This window comes from Paenibacillus suaedae, assembly GCF_032337355.1.
In the GTDB taxonomy this organism is placed as follows: domain Bacteria; phylum Bacillota; class Bacilli; order Paenibacillales; family Paenibacillaceae; genus Paenibacillus_B; species Paenibacillus_B suaedae.
This window is the reverse complement of the sequence record NZ_JAVYAA010000003.1, coordinates 732,591-756,401: the sequence shown is the minus strand read 5'-3', so window position 1 is coordinate 756,401 and position 23,811 is coordinate 732,591. Positions and strand designations below refer to the sequence as shown.

General features: G+C 43.1%; 25 protein-coding genes and 1 pseudogene. 20 read left to right on the top strand and 6 right to left on the bottom strand.

Translation table 11 applies throughout. The annotated features are described in order from the left end of the window. Window positions 1-46: 46 nt before the first annotated feature. Together RQP50_RS16715 and RQP50_RS16710 are read right to left on the bottom strand one after the other, a co-directional pair. Window positions 47-961, bottom strand: coding sequence for a phosphotransferase (locus RQP50_RS16715; protein ID WP_315746101.1), 915 nt, complete (start codon window positions 959-961; stop codon window positions 47-49). Between the two features lie 39 nt (window positions 962-1,000). Then, window positions 1,001-2,083, bottom strand: a complete 1,083-nt coding sequence (locus RQP50_RS16710) for an IS1595 family transposase (RefSeq protein WP_315746100.1) — start codon at window positions 2,081-2,083, stop codon at window positions 1,001-1,003. Window positions 2,084-2,337: 254 nt separating this feature from the next. On the opposite strand from RQP50_RS16710, the gene RQP50_RS16705 reads away from it, so the two are divergent. The 5 genes from RQP50_RS16705 to RQP50_RS16685 all read left to right on the top strand — a co-directional run bounded on the left by RQP50_RS16705 (window position 2,338) and on the right by RQP50_RS16685 (window position 6,379). Then, window positions 2,338-2,619 carry a hypothetical protein gene (locus RQP50_RS16705; RefSeq protein ID WP_315746098.1) on the top strand — a complete coding sequence of 94 codons (282 nt, stop codon included), beginning with the start codon at window positions 2,338-2,340 and terminating at the stop codon, window positions 2,617-2,619. 148 nt (window positions 2,620-2,767) lie between these two features. After that, window positions 2,768-3,751: a hypothetical protein gene (locus RQP50_RS16700; protein ID WP_072729344.1), complete on the top strand. Its 984-nt coding sequence runs from the start codon at window positions 2,768-2,770 to the stop codon at window positions 3,749-3,751. Between the two features lie 53 nt (window positions 3,752-3,804). Beyond that, a complete protein-coding gene (locus tag RQP50_RS16695; protein WP_265332095.1) occupies window positions 3,805-3,933 on the top strand; it encodes a hypothetical protein in 129 nt (42 codons plus the stop codon). Window positions 3,934-4,050: 117 nt separating this feature from the next. Beyond that, the gene (locus RQP50_RS16690) at window positions 4,051-5,160 is read left to right on the top strand and encodes a hypothetical protein (RefSeq protein WP_072729345.1); all 1,110 of its coding nucleotides are present in this window, start codon (window positions 4,051-4,053) and stop codon (window positions 5,158-5,160) included. A gap of 247 nt (window positions 5,161-5,407) precedes the next feature. Then, entirely contained in the window at window positions 5,408-6,379 is a 972-nt protein-coding gene (locus tag RQP50_RS16685) for a hypothetical protein (protein WP_315746097.1), read from the top strand. Window positions 6,380-6,382: 3 nt separating this feature from the next. Here RQP50_RS16685 and RQP50_RS29475 read toward each other — a convergent pair whose 3' ends face one another. Both RQP50_RS29475 and RQP50_RS29470 read right to left on the bottom strand, forming a co-directional pair. Continuing rightward, entirely contained in the window at window positions 6,383-6,664 is a 282-nt protein-coding gene (locus RQP50_RS29475; protein WP_449411928.1) for a hypothetical protein, read from the bottom strand. Between the two features lie 54 nt (window positions 6,665-6,718). Next, window positions 6,719-6,990 (bottom strand): annotated as a pseudogene (locus RQP50_RS29470) (transposase); the annotation flags it as partial. A gap of 217 nt (window positions 6,991-7,207) precedes the next feature. Here RQP50_RS29470 and RQP50_RS16675 point away from each other — a divergent pair. The 14 genes from RQP50_RS16675 (at window position 7,208) to RQP50_RS16610 (ending at window position 22,526) form a co-directional block, all read left to right on the top strand. Then, window positions 7,208-7,864, top strand: a complete 657-nt coding sequence (locus tag RQP50_RS16675) for a response regulator transcription factor (RefSeq protein WP_174810199.1) — start codon at window positions 7,208-7,210, stop codon at window positions 7,862-7,864. Between the two features lie 2 nt (window positions 7,865-7,866). Then, complete coding sequence (locus RQP50_RS16670; protein ID WP_315746096.1) at window positions 7,867-8,523, top strand: hypothetical protein; 657 nt, start codon at window positions 7,867-7,869, stop codon at window positions 8,521-8,523. Continuing rightward, complete coding sequence (locus RQP50_RS16665) at window positions 8,520-9,305, top strand: sensor histidine kinase (RefSeq protein ID WP_315746095.1); 786 nt, start codon at window positions 8,520-8,522, stop codon at window positions 9,303-9,305. Before RQP50_RS16670 ends, RQP50_RS16665 begins: the two co-directional genes overlap by 4 nt. Continuing rightward, window positions 9,302-10,066, top strand: coding sequence for a hypothetical protein (locus RQP50_RS16660; RefSeq protein ID WP_315746094.1), 765 nt, complete (start codon window positions 9,302-9,304; stop codon window positions 10,064-10,066). The genes RQP50_RS16665 and RQP50_RS16660 overlap by 4 nt, the downstream gene beginning before the upstream one ends. A 232-nt stretch (window positions 10,067-10,298) precedes the next feature. Beyond that, window positions 10,299-11,783, top strand: coding sequence for an ABC transporter substrate-binding protein (locus RQP50_RS16655; protein WP_315746093.1), 1,485 nt, complete (start codon window positions 10,299-10,301; stop codon window positions 11,781-11,783). After that, entirely contained in the window at window positions 11,776-12,642 is an 867-nt protein-coding gene (locus RQP50_RS16650; protein WP_315746091.1) for a carbohydrate ABC transporter permease, read from the top strand. The genes RQP50_RS16655 and RQP50_RS16650 overlap by 8 nt, the downstream gene beginning before the upstream one ends. A gap of 73 nt (window positions 12,643-12,715) precedes the next feature. Beyond that, window positions 12,716-13,528, top strand: a complete 813-nt coding sequence (locus tag RQP50_RS16645; protein ID WP_315746163.1) for a carbohydrate ABC transporter permease — start codon at window positions 12,716-12,718, stop codon at window positions 13,526-13,528. 21 nt (window positions 13,529-13,549) lie between these two features. After that, window positions 13,550-14,689 (top strand): efflux RND transporter periplasmic adaptor subunit, encoded by a 1,140-nt coding sequence (locus RQP50_RS16640; RefSeq protein ID WP_315746090.1) that lies wholly within the window; start codon window positions 13,550-13,552, stop codon window positions 14,687-14,689. A 357-nt stretch (window positions 14,690-15,046) separates the two neighbouring features. Further along, a complete protein-coding gene (locus RQP50_RS16635) occupies window positions 15,047-15,646 on the top strand; it encodes a TetR/AcrR family transcriptional regulator (RefSeq protein WP_174810370.1) in 600 nt (199 codons plus the stop codon). 30 nt (window positions 15,647-15,676) lie between these two features. Next, complete coding sequence (locus RQP50_RS16630; protein WP_315746089.1) at window positions 15,677-16,351, top strand: YqeB family protein; 675 nt, start codon at window positions 15,677-15,679, stop codon at window positions 16,349-16,351. A 390-nt stretch (window positions 16,352-16,741) separates the two neighbouring features. Then, window positions 16,742-17,809 (top strand): ribosome small subunit-dependent GTPase A, encoded by a 1,068-nt coding sequence (gene rsgA, locus RQP50_RS16625; protein ID WP_083545130.1) that lies wholly within the window; start codon window positions 16,742-16,744, stop codon window positions 17,807-17,809. Then, complete coding sequence (locus RQP50_RS16620) at window positions 17,806-18,822, top strand: aminoglycoside phosphotransferase family protein (protein WP_315746088.1); 1,017 nt, start codon at window positions 17,806-17,808, stop codon at window positions 18,820-18,822. Before rsgA ends, RQP50_RS16620 begins: the two co-directional genes overlap by 4 nt. 345 nt (window positions 18,823-19,167) lie before the next feature. Beyond that, window positions 19,168-21,576, top strand: coding sequence for an NPCBM/NEW2 domain-containing protein (locus RQP50_RS16615; RefSeq protein WP_315746087.1), 2,409 nt, complete (start codon window positions 19,168-19,170; stop codon window positions 21,574-21,576). A 419-nt stretch (window positions 21,577-21,995) separates the two neighbouring features. Next, on the top strand, window positions 21,996-22,526 hold the full coding sequence (locus RQP50_RS16610) for a GNAT family N-acetyltransferase (protein WP_315746086.1): 531 nt from the start codon (window positions 21,996-21,998) through the stop codon (window positions 22,524-22,526). A 60-nt stretch (window positions 22,527-22,586) separates the two neighbouring features. On the opposite strand, the gene RQP50_RS29355 is transcribed toward RQP50_RS16610, so the two are convergent. Next, window positions 22,587-22,676, bottom strand: a complete 90-nt coding sequence (locus tag RQP50_RS29355; protein ID WP_394358402.1) for a hypothetical protein — start codon at window positions 22,674-22,676, stop codon at window positions 22,587-22,589. Then, a complete protein-coding gene (locus RQP50_RS16605; protein WP_174810751.1) occupies window positions 22,673-23,008 on the bottom strand; it encodes a hypothetical protein in 336 nt (111 codons plus the stop codon). Before RQP50_RS16605 ends, RQP50_RS29355 begins: the two co-directional genes overlap by 4 nt. Before the next feature lie 311 nt (window positions 23,009-23,319). Between RQP50_RS16605 and RQP50_RS16600 the strand changes: the two genes are divergently transcribed. Continuing rightward, a complete protein-coding gene (locus RQP50_RS16600; protein WP_072729359.1) occupies window positions 23,320-23,748 on the top strand; it encodes a MarR family winged helix-turn-helix transcriptional regulator in 429 nt (142 codons plus the stop codon). Window positions 23,749-23,811: the final 63 nt, after the last annotated feature.

Here is a 23,811-nt window from a genome sequence, read left to right as displayed (position 1 = left end):
ATGGTGCCGATAGCCATAGCCCCATAGCCGCAACGAAATAATGAGCCTAATCCGACAGTGCCCGCATGATGTTGGATTTCGCCTCTGCCGCAATCGCTTCACTCCCGTCATCGACCGCTTGCATTAAGATCAGTATGGGGATGTATACCGCGATCAGCCGCGCCAGCAGCTTCGTTTCCTCGTCCGCTCCTCCGTACGTTTCGAAAAACACGCCGCGAGCGTAAGGTGGTAAAAAGCTATAAGCAACGCTCAAATCGCAAGCCGGATGGCCTACGCTCAGATCGCCCCAATCAATGATGCCGGAAACGATCCCGTTCTCATTCACAAGCATATTTTTGAAATGAAGATCGCCATGTAGCAGTGCATTCACCGCCTCGACACGATCCTTTTGCAGCCTGCTAATATACGCTTCGATCACACCGGACTCCTCCGGCGACAAGTGTTCAACCACCTTCGATAGAAAGCCCTCCAATTTCACTTTGCGCGATGCTATGTCCGTCAAGTTTCGATGATCTTGCTGAACTCCGCACTTCAGCGCCGCCTGCACCGGAAACTCATGCAATCTCCGCAAAAATTTCGCCAGCGTCTCTGCCGATAAAGCCCGGCGTTCTTCCGTCAAACCGATTGGGAAATCTCCTGGCACGTAGGCATAGCCAAGAAATGGTGCCGGGTATTCGTCACTTACTTCACCATAAAACAACGGTTTCGGATAGGGGATGGTCATATATGCCTCCAGCTTCGGCAGCAGCTTGCCTTCTATACGAATCGAGCCAACTGCAATCGTTCTTCTTGGAAACCGGAACACGTACTCGTCACCGATGAGAAAAACCGTATTGTCCCAGCCCCAGCCCAATCGCTTCACTTGCTTCGATGACAGCTGAGGGAATTGTCTGCCGATCAGCGTCCGCGCCTGCTCTTCGTTAACCTCCCACTCCGCATCCCATACATTCGTTCCTCCCATGAATTGTCTGCCTCCTCGTTCCTTACGTTATTTAGATGTTTACATTCCCTGGAAGTTACGCATAACTGCCCGGTAGCTTAACAAGAATACGCAGAAAGCCGAAGTTTGGTGTTCGTCGGTCACAGTAAACAGGCACGATTTGACCAACATATTTTTCTTATTCGATGCGGTATTCTCATATTCCTTGCTGTCTAAGTAACGAAACCACGCCAAGTAATCCGGCAAATACTTTGTTGCAACACCATTGAAGCGATCCATCCATTTCTTCAAGCGGCTGTGGTAGCTGTTTACGTTTTGGATATGGTACACGCCTTTCACACGTTGTTTTCCGTCGGATTTGAATCGGTAATGAGTCATGCCTTTTGAATTCGCATAGGAGCTAAATGCCCTCCATGAATCAGTGCATAACACGTTTGAGTCAGATAGATGACCACCAATCGCTTCGTCTAATTTTGTAGTCCGAATACGTCCACGCCCAAGTACGCCAGAGTAAGTCATTTTCTGACGGTCACGGGCAACCAGCACGCATACTTGATCGTGGCTTATACCACGATATTTCGCTTTGCCGCCACGTTTACGTGGCTTGCGTTTGGCAATATTCCGCTTGCCCTTTTCCGAGTAAAGAAAGTAGGTCTCGTCCATTTCAACAATATCTTGAAATGCTTCGGTTGGAATCTGCTTCAGAGCGGAAAGAATCTTATGCCGCCAGTAAAACAAGGTGACATGCGTAACTTCATCGTTTAACTGCTCTGCACATTTTCTCAGAGAAAAGCTCTCAATCATGCATTCGATAAAACGAACCCACATATGAGGTCGCCTCGTTCGTTGCAGAGGGGTGTTCGTAAGGTCATTGAATGTTTGGCGACAGGACTTACAACGGTAACGTTGACGTTTAACCTCTCCAGTGCGTGTTCTTACAGCGTACTTTCCAAATCGAACAACAGAATGGTTTTTGCAATGCGGGCAAACAAGTCCATCTTTATGCTTCTGCTCTTGAATTTCATCAATCGCTCGAACTGGAAGTGCCACTCCCTTGGTTCGGGACTGCAAATAGTAGATAAGTTCTCGCTTCCCATTATCGTCCAACGTATCAGCAAGCTTTTTCAGTTCCTTTAAATCCATGGGCAAATCATCTCCGAACAGTTATATTGCCCTTATTATAGAACACTTGTTCGTAATTATCAAATATCAACAACAAAGTTGAACATAGCCAAAATATTAAAAACATTTTAATTATAACAATTTCAAGTGGAGGTAGCGTGGTTTAAATTGTTTAATAACTGGATATCGCCCCAGCGTTACCAAGCTAAAAAATTGTATCCAAAAAGTTGAAACCCGATAGTTAATCCTGCTAAGCCTGATGAAAATCGGCTTACGTGATATTGTCGGAGATCTATGCCATATCTGCGGATTCTCCGAACAAGCGGGCAGCTTGGGAATTCGTCAAATTCGTGAACGGACTGGAAATGGCGCAGGTTGCTGGGAAGGCAATGAACGATACGCTGCCTACGCGATCAGACTATTTCAAGGATTTTAGAGGGCGGGAAACGGATGCTCTTTACCTCCTGAAGCCAATGGAAGCTAGCAGTGTGTTAGATAAAAAAGCATTCCACCAGGTTTCCAAGCTGAATTCGATTCGTTATTGTCGGCTGCGCTGAAATCCATTATTAACAAAGCCTCCATCTGGCCGCATTTTATTTCTGATTTTATTCTTAAATTATATTCAGATTATGTTAAGTTGAATCTTATTTATTCAATGTTAGCATAAAAGTAGAACTCATCAATTCATACATAGGAGCAAATAAAATGAACATTAAAAAAGCAATTGTAGCGTCTATGATCGTATCCAGTATGTTAGTGGCCGTGGCAGGCCCGATTCCTGCAGGAGCCGAGGCTGCGCAAGAGCAAAAGCAAACGGATAACAAGAAGGTTCAGATCGACCAGAGGCTGGCTGCCAAGCTGCAAAAAGCAATCAAAGTATATGCAGGGAAAGAGATCAAGCTGAAGAATGTCGGCGAGAAGATAGAATTAGCTCCTCATGCTGCAAAGGTTGAATCCGTAGACGGGAAATATGCTGTTCGCTTTAGTGTTGGAAGTGGTGGTATATGGCAGGTTGATGAAAAGGTTACAATCGATAAAATCAGTAAAGAGGATCAGGAGAAAGTCCTGAAAGTGTTGAAAGGAGCATATGCAAATAAAACATATGTCTTTGATAAAGAAGTGATTATGCAGCGAGACTATGATGGTAAAAACGAAAAGCTGGGTGTGGGCTTGTCGTATCAGTTGACAGGGAAAGACTTTGAGGTATATTACTTCAAAGAGAATGCTCCTAAAATGCCAAAAAATGAAGTTAGTGCATTTACAATTAAGTTCACCAAGGAAGAGCTTGACCCGAAGTTGTTGGAAACGGCAATCGGAGCAATAAAAACGGTATTTAATCATGATTTGGAAGTTACATCCGCTAATCTAAGCCGCTTTACATGGACACTTGAAGATAAGGACGTATCGCTTGAAATGGAGGAGGGAAAGGTCGTTAACGTATATCATAAAACGCGTAAAGCGGTAACGACCAACACGAAGATTACGGAAAACGATGCCAAAGAAGTGGTTGCTCCGCTTGCCAAGGAATTATTCAATATGGACATTGCGGATTTGGAAGTGAAGTGGGACAGCACCTTTAAAAATTACTACTTCATTAAAGACAAGCAACCCGTATTAAGAGTAGCACTGGATGCCGATAAGAACGTAGCGTTCTTAACATCAGGTATCAGAGCGTTTTCTGGATGGTAAAGTATCGAGTACCATTTGAATAGAGCCGGTTTGAATGTCAAAGAGTTATTGAATTGCATAGCGCAATTTGGCATGTCGTTATCGATAACAAGAAGTCAGTGGATGAAGCGGCTGCCGTATTGGAGGCCAAGGCGCAAGAGTTGCTTATACAAGCGCGAGCAGCGTCAGGTAAGAAGCCTTAAGGAATAGTAACGTGTTCTTAATTGATGTTAATGGAATGTTATGTGGTTATTTACCAATTCCTACGCTAAAATATCTAATCGATTTTATATTCAAGTAATTACATAGGAGGATTTATCATGAATTTGAAAAAAGCAATCGTCGCAACACTGGTCGTATCCAGCATGCTGACTACATTGGCAGGCCCGATTCCTGCGGGGGCCAAGGCGCAAGAACAGAAACAATCGGATCACCGGACGATTCAAATAGATCCGAAGCTTGCTGAAAAGCTGAATCAAGCGATAAAATTATTTGCCGGGAAAGATGTTGAATTGCAGAAGGTGGGCAAGCGTGAATTAATTCATAATAAGGGTACTGCAGGTCTGGCAGAAGTTCGATCGGTAGATGGAAAATATTGTGTACAATTTGACAGTCTTAAGGATAAGGAAATTATCTTGTGGGTAGGCGGCCAAACCACGATCGACCAAATCAGCAAGCAGCATCAAGAAGAAGTCTTAAAGTGGTTGAAAGTAATAGATGCGAAGTATGCCAAGTATGCAAAGAAGAAGTACGCCTTTGAACAAGAAGTTTGGGTGAGTAAACTAAACGTTAGAGCATTTAATCCTCTTGACAGAGTAAAGCTATCTAAGGAGAAACGGTACGAATTGAAAGGAAAAGATTTCTCCACTTTCTCAATCGATTTTGATGATGATGGTCAACTGAAAACTGATTATCTCCGTATTGATTTTGATAAGAAAGAGCTTGATCCGAAATTGCTGTCAACAGTTATAGCTGCTGCTAAGACGGCGTTTCAACATAAATTTGAAATGACAAGTGCTCAGCTTGCAGTTAATGTATTCCCAATAACGGCTCATGGGAAAAATAAAGCAGAGGCAGCGTGGGTATTTCATGATGGCAAAGTTACGGTTTATGCGGATCCCAATACAGGAGAAATAAAAGGCATGTACAATGAGTTTGGAATAAGAGTACGAGATCATAAGGGAATTTCAGAAAAAGAGGCGAAAGAAGCGGTTGCCCCGTTAGCGAAGAAATTATTTAATATCGACATGAATGGACATAGCGTGAAATGGGATGAACACCGTAAGGATTATTATTTCACCAGCAAAAATGGCATGAATGTGAGAGCAGCGCTCGATGCGAATAAAAAGATTGTATACATATGCGCCGGGAAAGCTGCTGATGCGCAGTTCGACGGTTATGTAGCAGATATGGAAGTGAAATCTAAATAAACGTTGCAAATGAACCATTTAATTATATTTTGACTCAGTATCGAATAATCCACTGGCTTCCATATGTCGGTGGATTTTTTTGTGTATTTGACTAATAATGTTGATCCGTATCACCAATCTCATGGCGTATATGATAATGAATTCAGAGTGTTAGAGATATGATGTCACAAATGAGCGGGTTGAAACTGTTATATATTGTAGGCGATATACCAGTGGTACGCAATGAGAATATGTAGGAGGGTTTAGTATGAATTTAAAAAAAGCAATTCTAGCGTCTATGATCGTATCCAGTATGTTAGTTGCCGTGGCAGGCCCGATTGCTGCAGGAGCCGAGGCTGCGCAAGCGCAGAAGCAGACGGATAATAAGAAGGTTCAGATCGACCAGAAGCTGGCGGCCAAGCTGCAAAAAGCGGTAAAGCAATTCGCGGAGAAAGAGATAAAGTTGCAGGAGGCTGCCGAGACTACATTTGCTACAGATGCAAAGGTTACATCGATTGATGGAAAATATGTCGTCTACTTCGATTATAAAAAAGGAGAAATAAGGCAGATCGACGGAACGATCCCAATCGATAAAATCAGCAAACAGGATCAGGAGAAGATCCTGAAAGCACTGAAAAGTGTATACGCGAAGAAAACATACGTCCTTGATAAAGAAGTGGTTCTGAGTCGCCTTTATGATGGTAAAAATGAAAAACTAAAAGATGATTATTTTTCGTATTGGTTGACAGGCAAGGATTTTGAGGCACATTGGGAAGCATCGGGTAAGGCGGAATTTGAGAGTAGAGTTTTAATAAAGCTTGCCAAGGAAGAGCTTGATTCAAAGTCGCTGGAAACGGCAGCAAAAGCGATGAAAACAGCATTTGATCATGATTTTGAAATCACAGAAGCTCAACTTTATTCTAAAGGTGACAAAGTTCAAACGTTATCACTTAAGGATAACGATGTTTCACTTCAGATGGAAGCAAAAAAGGGAAAGGTCTTGAACGTATTTAATAATACAAGAAAAAAGGTAACGACCAACCAAGAGGTTACGGAAAAAGATGCAAAGGAAGTGGTTGCTCCGCTTGCCAAGGAATTATTCAATATCGATATTTCGGGATGTGAAGTGAAGTGGGACAACCTATTTAAAGATTATTATTTTGTTAAAGGTAAAGAGACGGTATTGCAAGCAGCGTTGGATGCTGAAAAGAAACCCGTGTACATCAGAACGAGCAAATAGACGTTAACTGTATTCGTTTTGCAGTAGTCTCATAATAGAGCAAAAGCAGTCTATCCTCACTTGAGGAATAGGCTGCTTTTGCTCTATTAGCTTTACCATCCGCTTTGCGTTTACAACAGCTGGACAGACGACGAAATCGGCGTCCTTGTTATATTCGAAGCCTTCGCTTACGTTTATGTCATTTGCTGTTGTCTGTTCGAGCAACGCCAACAATTGCTTACCGTCGTCGGTGCTTCCCGGTGTTACCTCTAGGGCGGTAATGATTTCTTCTTCCGTCATTGCAATATGTTCTTTGTACCCAAAAAACGATTTGGAACTGCTCTTCCAGCCGAAGCGCGCATCTGGAAGCGAGTCTTCTGGATTGATCCCAATAAACCATTTGTATGCCGGATTTACTTGAGCTTCCTGTATGATTCGCTCATCCGAGAGATGTACAGGATCTGTAAGAACAACAAACGAAACAGTAATTCCGGTTCGTTTGCCGGTCTGCCATAATACTTACAGTAGGAATGCTTTGCTAGTTCATGAATAAATCCAAAATCTACAGTGGCATGTAATTTGCGAAGTAGGTGGTTTTCTGGTACAAGTTTATATAACTCCGCATGAAACGATGTGGTTAATTAAGAAGGTTACAATAAACTGCTTACAAAACAAAGGATCTGTTGGAAAGGTAGAAAACTGCTGCCGCCAGGCAGATCCTTTGTCAGTTACTATATTGGTAGCCGCGATCCGGCAACGGTTTTTCTCCGTTTCGCACTTGCACTTGCTGTCGCAATCTATTCTCCTTATTATGGAACATAAGAACTGCTTGCAAGGAGTGCTGAGGTCATGACACAAAAAATATTGATTGTCGAAGACGATATTCATATCTCGAAAATTATTAAAATGAACCTCAATCTAGTAAACTATGAGACCGCCGAGGCTTACGACGGCTTGGAAGCGCTGGAGGCGCTGAAGCGGGGGCCGTTCGACCTCATCCTGTTGGATGTAATGATTCCGCACCTGGACGGATTCGAATTGATGGAGAAAATTCGGCCCTACCGCATTCCGGTCATTTTCCTGACGGCGAAAAACTCGATATACGACAAGGTCAACGGATTGAAGCTCGGAGCGGACGACTACATCGTCAAGCCCTTCGAAGCGATTGAGCTGCTGGCCCGGATCGAAGCTGTGTTGCGAAGATATGGAAAAGAAGAGCGGCTGATGACGTTTCAAACGATTCAAGTGGATCTGGACAAAAGAGAAGTCATCAAACAAGGGATACCCGTCGAGCTAACGCCGAAGGAATACGACTTGCTTATCGTTCTGCTGAAAAACAAAAATATTGCCCTCTCCAGAGAACAGTTCATCGAAAAAGTATGGGGATACGACTATTATGGGGAGACGAGAACGGTTGATATGCATATCAAATCGCTTCGCAAGAAATTGGATCTCCATGATCATATCAAGACGATATACAAAATGGGCTACCGGCTGGAGGACTAGGGATGAAGTTTTGGCAGAAAATTTATGTCTTCACGATCCTCGTATTTCTCCTCATCTTTCATGCAGCTTCCATCATGGTCATTGAGCGGAGCCATAACAAAATGCTAGAGCAAGAAATCAACAACGCGATGAGTCAACATATGAGTATCCATACGAGCGTTGAGGCGATTATACCGATTTTGCGCATCTATGACTCTATTGATTACGAGAAAACGGTATTAACGAGAATTGCCAATGAATTTATACATAAAAACAGTGATCAACGGGTGTACCTGGATATCAGGGACAAAACGAACCGGCCGGTGTTCAGCAATATAAATTTTCCGCTGCCTGCTCAGCGCAACGAGCTGGACAAGCTGAAGGAGAATGAAATCCGGTATATTTTGCGGGACATCGACCAGCGCACGATTCTCTTCACTTCGAACCTGGTGAATATCAATCATAAACCTTATGTGTTTACTTACATGGTAGATGTAACTCCCGTATATCAGGATCGGGTGGATCAATATCATTTTTTCTTCAAGGTGGATTTGGCGGCCTGCTTCCTGTTTATGTTGATTATGTTCCTCGTGAGCAGAGGGTTGACACAATCCATAGACCGGCTGAACAAGACGGCGCAGGTCATCGCTCAAGGTGGTTTTTCGAAAGGGTTCAGTTGAAGTCTAGGGACGAAATCGGCGTATTAGCCAACAATTTTAATGAAATGGCGGCAGTCGTAGAGGATAAAATTTCGGATCTTGAACGGCTCAATGAACAAAAGCAACGGTTTATCGATAATTTTACTCATGAGTTAAAAACGCCTTTAACTTCCATTATCGGCTATGCCAATTTTATGAGGACGACCAAGTACAACGAGGAGGTGTTCCTCGACGGTTTGAATGTGATTTATTCCGAAGGAAAACGATTGGAATCGTTATCCCTGAAGCTGATGGATTTGATTCTGCTTCAAGAGGATCGCTTCGAAATGGTGCCGCATGAGCTCGAAGCCATTGTTGCCGAAATTCGGCCGGCGCTGGAGATCATGGCGAAGGAGAAGGGGATTTGTATCGTCACGGACTGCGAGGAAGGGAGCTTGCTTGTCGATCCTGACCTGATCAAGGTACTGATCTACAATCTCGTAGACAATGCGATCAAAGCTTCGACCGAGAATCAGACCGTTGAACTGCATACTTTCTGGCGTGGCAGCCATTATATTGTTCAAATCGCCGATCAAGGCATCGGCATTGCTGAAGAGCATCGGGATAAAATCTTCGAGCCGTTCTATATGGCGGATAAAGCAAGAACGAGAAGCAGTAACGGAGCGGGTCTTGGCCTCTCGATTTGCCAAAGTGTCGCCAGATTGCACCATGCCGACATTCATATTGCAGACAGTGAGATTCAGGGAACGATCATCGAAGTCGACTTTGCCCCGGTCCAATCGAAAGGCGGGGAACATCTGTGAAAAAATGGATTTTAGCGTTTATGTGTATGGTAATCCTTATGCTGTTGACCGGATGTGAAGGCTGGTTTAACGCGATCCCCAAGGATAAAGTGATGGTCAAACAAATCATGAAAGAGAACCCGGGCAACGAACCGGAATATGAAGGCGTGCTTTCTCAAGAAACGGCGAAGACGCTCAGTCTAAAGGCGATCAATACATACTACGAAATGAATGTGACAATGGGTGAGCTTCGATTCGAATCGATGTACGTAGACCAGAACAAGCTTAACGATCTGCTGAACAGCCCGCGGCCGCAAGAGGAACCTGTAGTTTACTACGGCGACAAAACCTTGCCCGATCAAAATCACTATAGAGACAAAGGCTTTCTCGATCAAATCCCAAGAGGTCTATATTATGTAACCCTAACACAATCTGTGAAGCCCAACGAGGTTTATGATGTGGTGCTGAATGCAAAGGACGGAGATATCGTCAAAATTTCGAGATCAGGCGGCAAACAAAGTCGCATGCAGGAGATTGCTAGAGATAAGGTCTTCGATATTGCGAATCGGTTCATTCAGAAAGAAGGAAGCTACCCGCTGTCTAAGTTGACGCTGAATCAAGACATGACGCGGTGGGATAGGGATGGTGAAGTGGAAGTATTCTATACGAGCAAAGATAACCAATCGTTAAAATACAGTGTTACGGTAAGCTTTTATATGAACGGAGTCAGCGGTTTCAGTAAAGATATTATGGCGCTGCTGAACTATATCCGAGTTAAATAGTCAGACTCATAGTCTCCAGGTCGATTGCCTACAGCGATCGGCTTTTTTATTGTTAATTTTGGGGCTCCTCGCAAAGTATCTGAAATTACACCGAAGCCAAAGCTTCACTTTGTGGGGATTGATTTTACAACTTCTATACAAGTCCATCTAATTTCTCATATATCGGCTCATTATACTGACGGAGAACCGCGAGCGCGGTGAATACCATACTGTAATTGAGAGGAAGTGCCTAATGAAGAAGTTTCTGATCATCCTGACAACCGTTTTCTCTATGGTCGCCGTTTCGGCCTGCAGCAGTACCGGTAACAGCAGCGAAGACGGCAATAGAGCCGGAGGAAGCGTCAGTGATCATACAACCCAAACGATGCAGAAAGGTCATGCTGCCGAGTCGCCGGGAACTGAAGGAGCGATGCCGCCCCCATCCACTACGGAGAAAAAAACGGTAGTATTCTCTACCGGCTTTTCAAACGATTATTATAAGCTGGCAAAGCAGCAATATGAAGCCAAGCATCCTAACATTACGATTGAGCTGCAATCCGTCGAAAGCGATGATTCCACGATAGAACAAGATATGGAGAAATTCGTTAAAACGACGAATACGGCCATGCTATCCGGCAAAGGCCCCGATCTTATCAATTTGGATCAATTGCCTTCAGCCGATTACATCAACAAAGGTTTATTAACCGATATGTCCAAAATTATCGATAAGGATCCCGGATTTATAAAAGAGGACTATTTCAATAACGTGCTGGATGGTATTAAGGCCAACGGTGGAATTTATGGGATGCCGCTCTATTTTTTCGTTTATGGTTTAATGGGAAACCAGACATTCATCGAGAAGAGCGGAGTGACATTCGATGATACGAAGTGGACCTGGGCCGATTTCGCCGAAACCGCCAAACAGTTGACCAAGAATGCGGATAAAGAATATTATCGGTATGCCTTAGGCGGAATTCCGCCCGAGATGATGTTGTTCAATTTTGTTAAAGACCAGTACGGTTCCTATGTGGATCAAGTCAATGGGAAAGCCAAATTTAATACTAGCAACTTTATTCAGATGATGAAGCAAGTTAAATCCTTGTACGACAATAATATAATTAGTTCAACTGAATTTTCCCTAATTTTCAGCCCGGTTCAAATCAATTCCCCGGAAGATTACATAGAAGAATTAAGGCAAAGCGATTTCGCGGGCAAATATGCTTACAAGTCGAAGCTCTACTTGAGCCCAAATCCCAACGGGGGGAAACCCGGAGCCACGTTCAGGACGTATATGACGATCGGCATCAACAACAAGTCGTCTGTTAAACCGGAAGCTTGGGATTTCGTCAAATTTATGGTATCCGAAGAAATGCTATCTCAAGCGAAAAGCACCGGTTTCTCCATCAATAAGGCTGCCTTTAAAAATAGAGTGAAGGAACTGCTGAAAACGGGGAAGGTAGAATCCATGCAAGAAATCGGCCCTATGAAAGGCAAAGTATTCGAGATTACGCAAAAGGATATTGACGATTTGGAGAAGTTTGTGAACGGAGCCAACTATCATGTTTTGGAGAAGCTCGTGAGCAGCTCCATCTCTCTTGCTTATTCGTCTCAGAAAAGTACGAACAAAATCGATCAAATTGTGCAGGAAGAATCGATTGCTTATTTCAGCGGGCAGAAAACCCCGGAAGCTGTAGCCGAACTGATTCAAAATCGGGTAACCACAGTACTGAATGAGTAAGCTGCTGCGCAATGAAATGGCCGTGGCTGCGCTCTTCCTGTCGCCAAGCTTGATCGGCTTTGCCATCTTTTATTTGATTCCCTTTATCATGGGGGTTCTGTATTCATTTCAAGATAGCCCGGGGAACGGCTCTTTTGTCGGATTTCACAATTATGAGTCACTGCTGGAGAGCGCTTCCTTCCGCAAAGCGGCAGCTAACACTTTTCTATTTACCGGTGTATGCGTACCGCTAATCGTTACTCTATCTCTATTATTTGCCCATCTTCTGAACCAAAGGCTGTTTATCCGGGATTGGCTGCAAACTGCCTTTGTAATGCCGCTCGTAGTGCCCGTCGCTTCCATTGTGATGATGTGGCAAATTGTATTCGACTGGAACGGAACGTTGAACGAATGGCTGCAAAGCTTGCATCGAGAGCGGGTGGACTGGATGAAATCAGATTGGTCTATCGTTGTGCTGGCGGTTGTATATACATGGAAAAATATCGGATACAACATCATTTTGTTTTTGGCCGGCATGCGGAATATACCAAAGGATTATTACGAGACAGCGGAGATCGAAGGTGCGGGAAAGTTCCATCAATGGGCTCATATTACATTCGTCTATTTAACGCCAACGATGTTTTTCGTCGTTCTCATATCCATTATCAATTCGTTCAAAGTGTTCCGCGAAACCTATCTGATTGCGGGCGATTATCCTCATGATCAAATTTACATGCTCCAGCATTATATGAACAACATGTTTCTATCTCTCGATCTCCAGAAGCTGACCGCTGCGGCTGTTGTTATGGGGGGGGGTATCTTGATTCTCGTAAGCTCCATGCTGGCCATCGAGCGACGTTTCCGGAATTTTATGGAGTAGGCGAGGGGGAGTGTAAGTGGCTGTATTTCGTAAGCTGGTGCGAACAATAGCGCTTTTCCCGGTCGCTGTGATCATGCTTTTCCCGATCGTAATCACATTTTCGAACTCATTGATGACTGAGGACGAAATTAACCATAACTATGATCTAATCGGCAAGATGGTTAAGACTTCGGCGGGAGAAGTCAGCTCCTTTATTAATCTTAAGCTGATCCCTGACTGGGTATCGTTTCGCCAATATATGGAAGTGCTGATTTTTAAGCCTGTATTTCTACAAATGTTTTGGAATTCCGTTCTCTTGGTCGTACCGATTATTCTCGGACAGGCTATCGTTGCATCTCTGGCGGCCTATGCGCTGGCAAAGCTCCGGTTCTGGGGAAGGGATAAGCTATTTTTCGTTTATTTAATCACCATGCTGATGCCCTTTCAGGTTACGCTAGTTCCCAATTACATCATTGCGGATGAGCTCGGAATCCTCAATACCGAATCTGCGATTATTTTGCCGGGAATTTTCAGTGCCTTCGGGGTGTTTATGCTGAGACAGTTCATGCTGCATATCCCGCAAACGTATATCGAAGCGGCGCAAATGGATGGAGCCGGACATGGGAAGATTTTTTGCAAAATTATCGTTCCGTTGATTCAGCCGGGAATCGCTGCATTAATCGTATTGTTGTTTGTTGACAACTGGAATATGGTGGAGCAGCCGCTTATTTTTTTGGAGGATTCCTTCAAGCAGCCGCTATCTTTATACTTGTCGCATATTCAAGAAGGAGCCCGCGGGGTAGCTTTTGCCGCATCCGTCATCTATATGGCTCCGATGGTTTTATTGTTTTTGTATGCAGAATCCAGCTTTGTCGAAGGGATTCAGCTGTCAGGAATAAAAGGATAGACCTTATATGGGGTGAACGGAATGGAGTTTCAACAAAGTGAACAGGCAGCAATGGGACGGAAACGAACCATACGCCTCGTATTTGGCTTGTTTATCGGGCTCTTGATTGGATTTACGCTATTTAGCAATACATTAGCGACATTGAGCTTGCCCAAGGTGGTGTTGGCGTTGCCGTCCAAGGGACAGCTTGTTCATACGTTTACGGGCAGCGGGGTGTTGAAATGGAAGGCGGAAGCGCGCTTATCGAACAACTCGGGGTGGAAGGTCGAGAAAGTACACGTAAAGGAAGGGGAGCTTGTGAAGAGGGGACAGACACTCGTCTCTTATGAAACAGAAGCGGCCGAACAGCAAATTCTGGACGAACGGGCGAATTTGAAAAAGATGAAGCTTTCGCGAGAAGAGCTCCGGCGCAATTTTATCGAGGCTTCACACAAAGCGGACGAACAGGCGATTGGGGCAGCGAAAAATGCGCTTGGTATCAGTGAGATCGATCTCGTGGTTCAGGAGCGCCGAATACAGAAGCTGCAATATGATTTGAAAGCAAACGGCAACCTGGTTGCTCCATTTGATGGGATCATTACGACGATCGGTGCGACGGAGGGGGTGCCTTCTGGTGGAGCTCCCGATATCGTTATTTCCAACGGAAGCCTCGGATTTGAGTTTGAATTCTTTGCCCCGGCAACTATGACCGCTTCGCTGCAATCAGGCGAGAGCTTGAAGGTGAGGGTGGAGGGAAGCCAGGCTCTTCAAGTTGAAGGCCGAATTGAACATATCCAAAGTGCCTTTTCCAGCAATCAGGCCGGTGCTCCGGATGGAAAAGGAACAAATGCCGAAGTTGCGATGAAGTTTATACGGATTACGTTGAAAAATCAGGATATAAAAGGCGGTGAGAATGCTCAGGTCGAGTTGACGAAAATAACGGGCGATGCGCTCCTCGTACCCAATAAAGCGATCCGCGATGACGGCGGCGGAAAGTATGTGTTTGGAATCGAGGAAAAAAACGGCCCGCTCGGCAACGCATTTTACATTCGGAAGCTGCCTGTTACCGTTATCGATTCCAATGAATCCGTATCGGCCGTAACCGAAGGACTATTCGAAGAGGAAAAAATCGTCACCGAGAGCAGCGAGCCACTTCAGGTAGGCGATAAAATTCGATTATAATCAACTTTTCTATTGATTTCTCAAAGTCGGAGATCAGTTCAAGCCTATAATCTCCTTTTTCCCCAATCGTCGATCTCATGACCTGCTTCTCCTCGTGGCTCCATTGCTAAGGCAAGCCCTCCAGCATATATCCATAGTCTTGAACTTGAATGGTGGCCAGAGGAGTGCGCAGATTGTGGGAACCCTTGACATCCACTCCGCTTGCGCCTTTTCGAGGATCTAGGCGACTGTTCTTGCCATTACAATCTGGTTGATACAATTGTCTATTGACAGAAATGGGATTTATGTGCAAAATAAAATTGATTGATCGACCAAATTAAAAAACAAACGACCAATTAAATAACGGTGGAGGTTCTGATGGAAGACAAACAATCTTTTATTGCCGAAGCAAGAAGAGAACAGATTATTCAAGCATGCATTAACACACTTGAGGAACTCGGCTACACCAATGTCAGTTTAACCAAAATCGCTAAAACAGCAAAAGTAAGTACAGGGTTAATTTCGTATCATTTTTCTGACAAAATGGATTTGATTAACCAGACCTTGCTGTACTTGCTTAACAAAAAGTTGGATTTCATTAGTGAAAAGGTGGTTCAAGAAGAAACACCTAGTTCACAATTGAAAGCCTATATTGGAGCCAGTTTAGCTTATCAAGTAGCTAACTATAAGAATAATATCGCATTAATTGAGATTATATTTAATGCTCAAAACGAAGAAGGAATTCCTTACTATAGGGCCGATCATGGAGAAGAAGAGGATCCATTACATTCATTGCTCAAAGATATTCTAATCGAGGGACAACAAAAACAAGAGTTTTCGAATGAGTTTGATGTTGAAATGATCTGTGTTGTGATTCAAGGTGCGATTGAAGAAAGTATGCTTAAGCACAAAAATTCCTTTAGTTTTGAGAAGTACGCTGATGAGCTAACTAAATTAGCCTTGAAAGTCGTCTTGTAACATCCATTAAGGTTGGAGGTAACAATCATAATGAACAATACATCCACAATTGGTATGGGCTTCTTGGAAAAATGGATTGCAGCATTATTTCCTTTTGTGTTAGGAACGATAGGCTGGTATCTTCCAAAGTTGTTGGAATTCGCAAAAAGGATACCTTTCTTTTCCGATTCAAAAGTCTTTAAACTTTTACTTTCATTCAGCCCGTTTTGGGCGTCTGTGATCTTGATGATCGCAGGAGGAGTCATAGGCGTTCTCTTATCACTAACAGTCTATAGTGAAGCATTGAAAATGAGCATAAGAGATCAAGAAATACGGATCAATAAAGATAATATAGAATTGAGAATCAGTAAATCTGAGATAAAGGAAATCTTTATGGAAGATAATATTGTCGTTATTACGGGAACAAAGGGACAAGAGCTTTTGAGCGAAAAGACAGACATCAAGAAGGAAAAAATACGAGAAATCTTCCTGTATCATCATTACCCATGGAGTGAACAGGATCCGTATAAAGATGAATTCAATCTTTGGACCCTGGATGATCATGCATGTGGAGAAAATGCGAATGCTATCTTATATGAACGTCGAAATGCAATTAGGGAAGGGGATAAGAAAAAGGCCACAAATTTAAAAATGGACTTACGTGAACTAGGAATCGTTGTGAAAAATCAGGGCGAGAATCAATATGTACGAAAGATCAAATACTAATTTCCTATTGATTTCCACAAAGGTTTATGTAAAACTATAGAAGTGAAATTGTAATTCCACTTTTTTCCTCGAAAGGAGATGTTTTAAATGGCTGCTTATATGGTATTGGTGATTTTAACTTAGCCGAATATCGGGCGTAGTAAATTCCAATCTTTGATTATAGCTTGGAATGAGACAACCGGGAATATTACCCGTGTTTCTTTGCTATGCCGTAAACAGTAACCTTTCGTGAATACTGCTGTTAGCGGGATACGATGTAGGTCGTATCCCTTTTTGATTATAAGCCGACTTTTGGCTTGTCGCCGCGAAACAGCAGCTTCTTAGGAGGCTGCTTGTTCGCGGTATTTTTATGCCCAAAAACAACATTAATTTTAGGAGAGGATCGGCTCAATGATTGATTTAAAACAATACGGCTATATCGAAGCCGAGACGCCGCCGATAGGATTAATACCCGGAAGGGTTACGGAACTTCAGCGGGACCAATATACCGTCATCACCGAACAAGGAGAAGTGACGGCTGTATTGAAGGGTGCATTCTACCACTCTGTGGGGACTCGAGAGGAGTTTCCGTGCGTTGGCGATTTTGTTTTTCTACAATACAACGAAAGCGGCGCTTCGCGCATTGCCAAATTGCTGCCTCGCCGCTCGAAATTTTCCCGCGCTGATTATTCGGGACACGCAGCAGGGTATGCCAAAACCATACTGGAACAAGTCGTAGCAACGAATTTTGATTACGTATTTATCGTGTCGTCCCTAAACTGGGATTTCAAGGTCAGCCGCATCATGCGCTATCTGACACAGACACGGCAGAGTGGTGGCCAGCCTGTCGTAATTTTAACAAAAGCTGACTTGGCTCCGGATTTCAGTGCATCGTTAGCTGAGGTTCAGAAAATCGCCCCTGGTGTGCCGGTACACGCAGTTTCCAGTCATACCGGGAGTGGCTTAGACGGGTTGAGTGAATATCTGCAACCTGGGAAAACCGTGGTATTCCTCGGCATGTCCGGCGTGGGAAAATCCTCGCTGGTAAACGCCTTGATGAATCAGGAAGTAATGACTGTCAATGCTATCCGCGAGACTGACAGCCGGGGGCGGCACACAACAACGCATCGCCAGCTTTTCATGCTCCCTTCAGGCGCGATGGTTATTGATACGCCGGGAATGCGTGAACTTGGGTTGTTCGGTGCGGACGACGGGATCAGCGCGGGATATCACGATGTGGAGGATTTATTCACACAGTGTCGCTTCAGTGACTGCCGCCATCAGACGGAACCGGGCTGCGCAGTTCTTGCCGCTCTTGCCGATGGATCATTGGCGCCAGAGCATTGGGAGCGTTACCTTGTACAGAAGCGTGAAAACAAGTTTGTGGATGATAAAACGGGGTATCTCATAAATAAACGGGCGTGGCAAAAGTCGATTGCCATGCAACATAAGGGTAAAAATGGAGGACACAAGAAATGAACAACCATGATGAAATGTTTGTAAAGCCCGAAATACTGGTGCTTGTTGTGAGTAAAATGCTCGGCAAGACGATAATCCGCGCAGATTATCAACTTAAAGAGTTGCAAGGCGGGACAGTAGGAGATGTTCGGCTTGTAACGGGCATGGCTGAAACTTCCGACGGTGAAAATCTGCCGTATAAGGTAGTTTGGAAAACACAGAAAAAATGGGAGCGTTATGGTGATCCGGATTCATGGCGAAGGGAATACGATCTCTATGCATCGGATTTCAACAAGGTTTTCTTCGATTCGTTCCGTTGTCCGGAGTGTTATCACGCCGAAATAATTGGCGATGAGATACAGCTATGGATGGAATATATTGATGGTGTGTCAAGTTTAAATCTGACCTCCGAAATGTATGAACGTGCAGCCAAGGAATTGGGGCGGTTTCAAGGCAAGCTGTTCGCTGAACAACCAAACGTATTGCAGAATTTGACCAATTTAAGCAAGGTTGAGTTTACAAAAAACTACTATCTGCGGTATCGGTCATGGAATGTTTTGTATGATTACATACGCTCCGACGACTGCGAAATCCCGAAGCACCTATGTAAAATGCTTATAGACTTAGATAACAATTCGGACGAAATATTCAGTCGCATTGAAAAGCTGCCAATCGTGCTTTGCCATAGAGATTTTTGGGTGGCAAACATATTCTACTCGGAGAGTAAAATCGTACTGATCGACTGGGATACCGCCGGATGGGGGCATATGGGCGAGGATATCGCGAGTTTAATAGCGGACGAAGCGGATGTCTGTCATATGGTTGAATACTACCAAAGATGCGTTCCGGCGTATTACAGGGGTTTTTCGGAATATGCGGATGTGTCTCACAACTCCGATCATTGTATTTATGAACTAATCCTTGTTATGTTCGGATACAGGCTTGTGGAGTGGTATAAATTCGCTGAGTCGCCCGAAGATAAATCAATGCACCTTAATGCCTTGCAAAAAATCTATGAGATGAGAAATTTGTAGATCCTGTCTAATAAATCCTTCTGCTATGGAAATGGCATACGCCTGCTTCGTAGCATTAGGATTTTTTTGTTCAGGCAAGAACATTGCCGACATTCATGATGAGATGAATCAATCGATTTGTCAATAGAAACTTACAGCTTATGTTGTGAGTTTGTTTTTTTTATTAAAAGCAGAATAAAGATGGAATTGAAGCAATAGAGATAAACGGTGTTATTTAACAAATGTAAAAAAATGGAATTTAATAGTATCATTATAGTCTGAAATCCATTTATTACTTACCAAGATGGATACGCCAGCATGTAAATGCTAGCTATGCATAAATTTCATTTGTTTTAGGAGGATTTGATGAGAAAACTTAAGAAGTCACTTCAGGTTTTATCTCTTACGGTGGTAACAGCGGTTGTAGTAGCGGGCACGCCATCTTGGGCACTAGCCCAAACTTCAGAGCCAGTCACCACACCATCAGAGCCAGTCACCACACCAACAGAGCCAGTCATCACACCAACGGAGCCAGTCATCACACCAACGGAGCCAGTCATCACACCAACGGAGCCGATCATCACGCCAACAGAGCCAGTCATCACGCCAACGGAGCCAGTCATCACGCCAACGGAGCCAGTCATCACGCCAACGGAGCCAGTCATCAAACCATCAGAGGAAGCCATTACAGAGCTAAATAATCTTCTTGTTCAGCGAAATTTTGAAGTAAAAGCGCTTGGAGATATATGGGCGGAAGGCGACCGAGAACGTAGATTCATAAATGCTCGAAAAATATATCAGCCAACAGGTTTATATGCAAAACCCAATGAACAAATTAAGATTGAAGTTTCAGGTGACAAACCAATTACAGCGGTTATTGGAATACATCGTCATGATAAAGAATGGGCGCTTTTTTATCCATTACAACCAGGCATAAACACAATTACCTCACCAAATGGCGGTTTGTTATCATTTGATAACAGCAACAATGAAGGTAGTATTAATGTAAATGTAGTGAGCGGGGGGAGTCCTGTTCCATTCTTTGTATTAGGCAAGAATACAAATGCGGATTGGCAGGCAATGATGAATGCATATCCTAATGCACCTTCTGTTGTTCTTCAATCAGAAAGAGCTCTCTTTGTCTTCTATTATGCTACTGCTAGAGATCATATCTTGAATCAAGACCCAACTACTCTTTTACAGACTTATGATAAGTTTATTACAGCACAGGATCAAATATCTGGACTATCTAGTTCTGATTCTGATCCTAGGCATCGGTTAGATAGGCATTTGATTGGCTTTATTGAATCAGAAAATACCATACCAGGAGCGTATGCATATGCAAATTGGGATGGGGCAATTATGCCTAAAGATACTGGAGCAAGTGCCGATGCTTTAGACCTTACAAGAACGGGGTGGGGTCAGTATCATGAGGCAGGTCATCTGAGACAACAAGCACCTTGGAATTGGGATGGGATGACTGAGGTCAATGTAAATATATATTCTATAGCCGCTAAAAAGGCTCTTAAACCTACTGAGCCTGCAAGATCCCAAGGCGAGTACTTAGCTGCTTTCACGTTTGTAGATCAGCCAACCAAGAATTTTGCAGACTCTAATTCAAAATTAGAAATGCTGTGGCAGCTTAATCTTGCATTTGGGGATAACTTCTATCCACAGTTACATCGATTATATCGTGAGATGGAAAAAACTGATCTGCCAACTACAGATGATCAGAAAAAGCAGGCATTTATTCTCAACACTTCAAAAGTAGCTCACTATGACTTGACGCCTTTCTTTGATAAATGGGGTTTACCTGCAACAAATGACACAAAAAACAAGATTAATGCATTGGGTTTACCTCTTCTAACCGCACCAATTTGGTTTGGGTCAGATTATAACATCATTAAACCGACTGATGGAATGGATAAGGTAAAAGGTATTGGGGGTATCATTGCCGCAACAGCAAATAGCGAAGAGACTTCACAGGGTAATGCCGCAGTATATACATTTGATGGAGATACAAAAACTATCTGGCACAGTGCATGGAATAACCCAAATCAGTTTCCTTATCATATTACAGCAAAGTATGTAAATCCTACAACATTCACCAAGCTAACCTATCTACCACGACAAAGTGAAGAAAATGGAATTATTACAAAATATAGAATCCTAACTAGTCTTGATGGAGTATCCTTCAATGAGGTTGCCACAGGCACTTGGGCAAAGGACAAAACAGAAAAGACAGCCACTTTCACACCTACTCTTGCCAAATATGTTCGACTTGAAGTACCTCAAGGTGGTGGCACAAATGGTTTTGCATCTGCAAGTGAGATTAAACTCTTTGAAGCACCACAACCTGTTACAACGTATCTCAGCGATATTAATTGGTTTTCTGCCACAGCAGGTTGGGGAACAGTCCAAAAAGATCGTAGTGTTGATGGAAATACACTCAAGTTAAATGACAAGACCTATACAAAAGGTTTGGGCACACATGCTAACAGTGAAATTGTATACAAACTGAATGGGCAGTACACATCCTTTGCCGCGCTAGTTGGGGTAGATAGTGAGGTAGGTACTGTAGGTACTGTGGAGTTCAAAGTTGTTGTAGACAATCAAGTTGTATTCACTAGTGGCGTAATGAATAAAAATACAGCGGCAAAAGAGGTAAACGTTAATCTATCTGGAAAGAATGAGCTAAAACTCATTGTCACAGATGGCGGAGATGGTATAAATAGTGACCATGCCGATTGGGTAAATGCTCGTCTTATCAAATAGAATTTAACTTTACTAGTAAGTGTCTAATAGCCCTCACCTTGTTATCGAGGTGTGGGCTATTTTGCTTTTCTTTATTTTCTCTGAACAACTAATAGGAAAGGAAATAAGGAAGATCGGGGATCTGCAGTCTGGATTATGTGAACCAATATCCTAACGAAGTGAGAGCGTTTATTCGGGCTGGATAGCAGTGTTCCCTCGCTGAGTGAACAGACCTGTTCTTTTCTTTGTCCAAGCGCACCACCCTGTGACGGATCGATGGATCCCCGAACATGAGAAGCAAATAAAGGATTGAGATTAATCGTAGATAAAGCATATAGCCTCTTATATAATGAAACTATCTTCAAAAATGAAGGGACTGAACTATGCGCAGATATCAATATTTTCAACCTAACTATTAAAATATAATGGAGGTAAAAGTATTGATTACTGAGTTACACACAGAACGTTTACATTTGAGAAAAATGAAGATATCGGATTCGTCTAGTTTGTTTAAAATTTGGTCTGATCCGGACGTAACTAAATTTATGAATATTTGTAGTTTTACTAATGAAAATCAAGCACTGGAAATGATTAATCTCTTTGATGGTCTTTCTCAAGAGAGTAAGGCTATTCGTTTCTCCATCATTAAAAAAGAGTCAAATGAGATTATTGGTTCTTGCGGTTATAATGACTTAGATTTTGAAAATGGCAAGGCAGAGATTGGATATGACATTGCTAAATCATTTTGGGGAAGAGGGTACGCTACAGAAGCTATCTCTTCTCTGTTAGAACATGGATTTTCATCCTTAAAGCTGAATCGAATCGAAGCAAGGGTTGACCCCAGAAATGTGAATTCTATGAAGCTTTTACAAAAGCTCAGCTTCAGGTTTGAAGGAACATTCAGACAATACGAGAGAGTAGACGGAAAGTTTAACGATCTCAGTATTTATTCGAAATTAATATCAGATTGATTTTATTGAAGATATTAATAGTGAGGTAGGGGATTAATATGCCCCTACCTCTTCTTATTATCAAGGCCCGAGCACAGTCCAAGCATCGCTCGGGCCATTTTTCACATCTGGGTATTCATTTTGTGTCCACCATTTGACCTGATACTTCACTCCGTTATAAGAAACAATGTCACCTTGAACATAAATGGAGGAAGCGCTCCATGGAGCGGGGCAGGGGTCAACTTGAACTTGAACGGTACAAAGACAATCCCTAGGCTTGTTGCATATTGGATTGCATCAAACTCTGCTGGCAGTGTTTCGATAGGTAACCAAGGGCCGCCGTTATAACCGATCTGTATTTCGAGCAGAATAACGTCACCCGGAGATAATATTTTCTCCTTTTTATTTTCTTGAATTTTTCTGTTGCTAGCTGGACAGATAAAAGAAGCACGGATGAGTCGGAACGCAACTATCTTACAGACGAAGATCCTGTCGGGCAGCATATCTGACCTCCACCTCATGGACAGGTTGAATGAAGGAATGTGGGAGCGTAGTCTCTGTGAGACATGGGAGAGTTCAAACGGTCAACTTCTAAGGATACGTGAGCATTTAAGAGAAATGCGTTTCTACATAGAGGGAGTAAAACTTGACTTTTTAAATAAATTTTTATATGCTATAGCATGTATTTTTGTGAAAGAACATGAAACAGTATGGGTTCAATGATGTGACTATGTGAATTGGAATCAGGTGTACTGGAGCACTGGGGTACTATAGGTAAGTCAACATTCCATAATAATAATTGGGGGGGAAAACTATGGAATTGTGTAATTTAACGGGTTTTTTGATTCACCGTACGGATGTTAAAATGACCAACTATTTTACAAAGCAATTAAAGCCCTATGAGATGACGCCAGAGCAATGGAGTATTATCAGTGTCCTAGACGGGGATAGACCAACAACTCAAAAAGAACTTGCGGAAGCAATCGACCGAGATCAGAGCACGGTTGTTCGAATGATCCACTCGCTCGAGAAGAAGGAGATCGTCAAACGGATTGTAAATGATACAGATAAACGATCTCATAACTTATATCTGAGCGATAAAGGTATACTACTCAAATCAGAACTACTGCCGGTTGTCATCGAAGCACACAAGCACGTGACAAGGTACTTAAGTGAAGATGAAATGCAGGTACTGGAATCTTTACTTGAAAAACTGTATGCAAGTGTTATGGATGACGGTTAGATCATCTTCGTTCCACGTTACCCGAGACGGTACGCACAAGACCCGACTCTATGGTCTTACGTC

Coding starts and splice junctions, on each gene's coding strand:
- RQP50_RS16715 (WP_315746101.1), bottom strand. CDS start 961: ATGGGAGGAACGAATGTATGGGATGCGGAGTGGGAGGTTAACGAAGAG.
- RQP50_RS16710 (WP_315746100.1), bottom strand. CDS start 2,083: ATGGATTTAAAGGAACTGAAAAAGCTTGCTGATACGTTGGACGATAAT.
- RQP50_RS16700 (WP_072729344.1), top strand. CDS start 2,768: ATGAACATTAAAAAAGCAATTGTAGCGTCTATGATCGTATCCAGTATG.
- RQP50_RS16690 (WP_072729345.1), top strand. CDS start 4,051: ATGAATTTGAAAAAAGCAATCGTCGCAACACTGGTCGTATCCAGCATG.
- RQP50_RS16685 (WP_315746097.1), top strand. CDS start 5,408: ATGAATTTAAAAAAAGCAATTCTAGCGTCTATGATCGTATCCAGTATG.
- RQP50_RS16675 (WP_174810199.1), top strand. CDS start 7,208: ATGACACAAAAAATATTGATTGTCGAAGACGATATTCATATCTCGAAA.
- RQP50_RS16670 (WP_315746096.1), top strand. CDS start 7,867: ATGAAGTTTTGGCAGAAAATTTATGTCTTCACGATCCTCGTATTTCTC.
- RQP50_RS16655 (WP_315746093.1), top strand. CDS start 10,299: ATGAAGAAGTTTCTGATCATCCTGACAACCGTTTTCTCTATGGTCGCC.
- RQP50_RS16650 (WP_315746091.1), top strand. CDS start 11,776: ATGAGTAAGCTGCTGCGCAATGAAATGGCCGTGGCTGCGCTCTTCCTG.
- RQP50_RS16645 (WP_315746163.1), top strand. CDS start 12,716: ATGCTTTTCCCGATCGTAATCACATTTTCGAACTCATTGATGACTGAG.
- RQP50_RS16640 (WP_315746090.1), top strand. CDS start 13,550: ATGGAGTTTCAACAAAGTGAACAGGCAGCAATGGGACGGAAACGAACC.
- RQP50_RS16635 (WP_174810370.1), top strand. CDS start 15,047: ATGGAAGACAAACAATCTTTTATTGCCGAAGCAAGAAGAGAACAGATT.
- RQP50_RS16630 (WP_315746089.1), top strand. CDS start 15,677: ATGAACAATACATCCACAATTGGTATGGGCTTCTTGGAAAAATGGATT.
- rsgA (WP_083545130.1), top strand. CDS start 16,742: ATGATTGATTTAAAACAATACGGCTATATCGAAGCCGAGACGCCGCCG.
- RQP50_RS16620 (WP_315746088.1), top strand. CDS start 17,806: ATGAACAACCATGATGAAATGTTTGTAAAGCCCGAAATACTGGTGCTT.
- RQP50_RS16615 (WP_315746087.1), top strand. CDS start 19,168: ATGAGAAAACTTAAGAAGTCACTTCAGGTTTTATCTCTTACGGTGGTA.
- RQP50_RS16605 (WP_174810751.1), bottom strand. CDS start 23,008: ATGCTGCCCGACAGGATCTTCGTCTGTAAGATAGTTGCGTTCCGACTC.
- RQP50_RS16600 (WP_072729359.1), top strand. CDS start 23,320: ATGGAATTGTGTAATTTAACGGGTTTTTTGATTCACCGTACGGATGTT.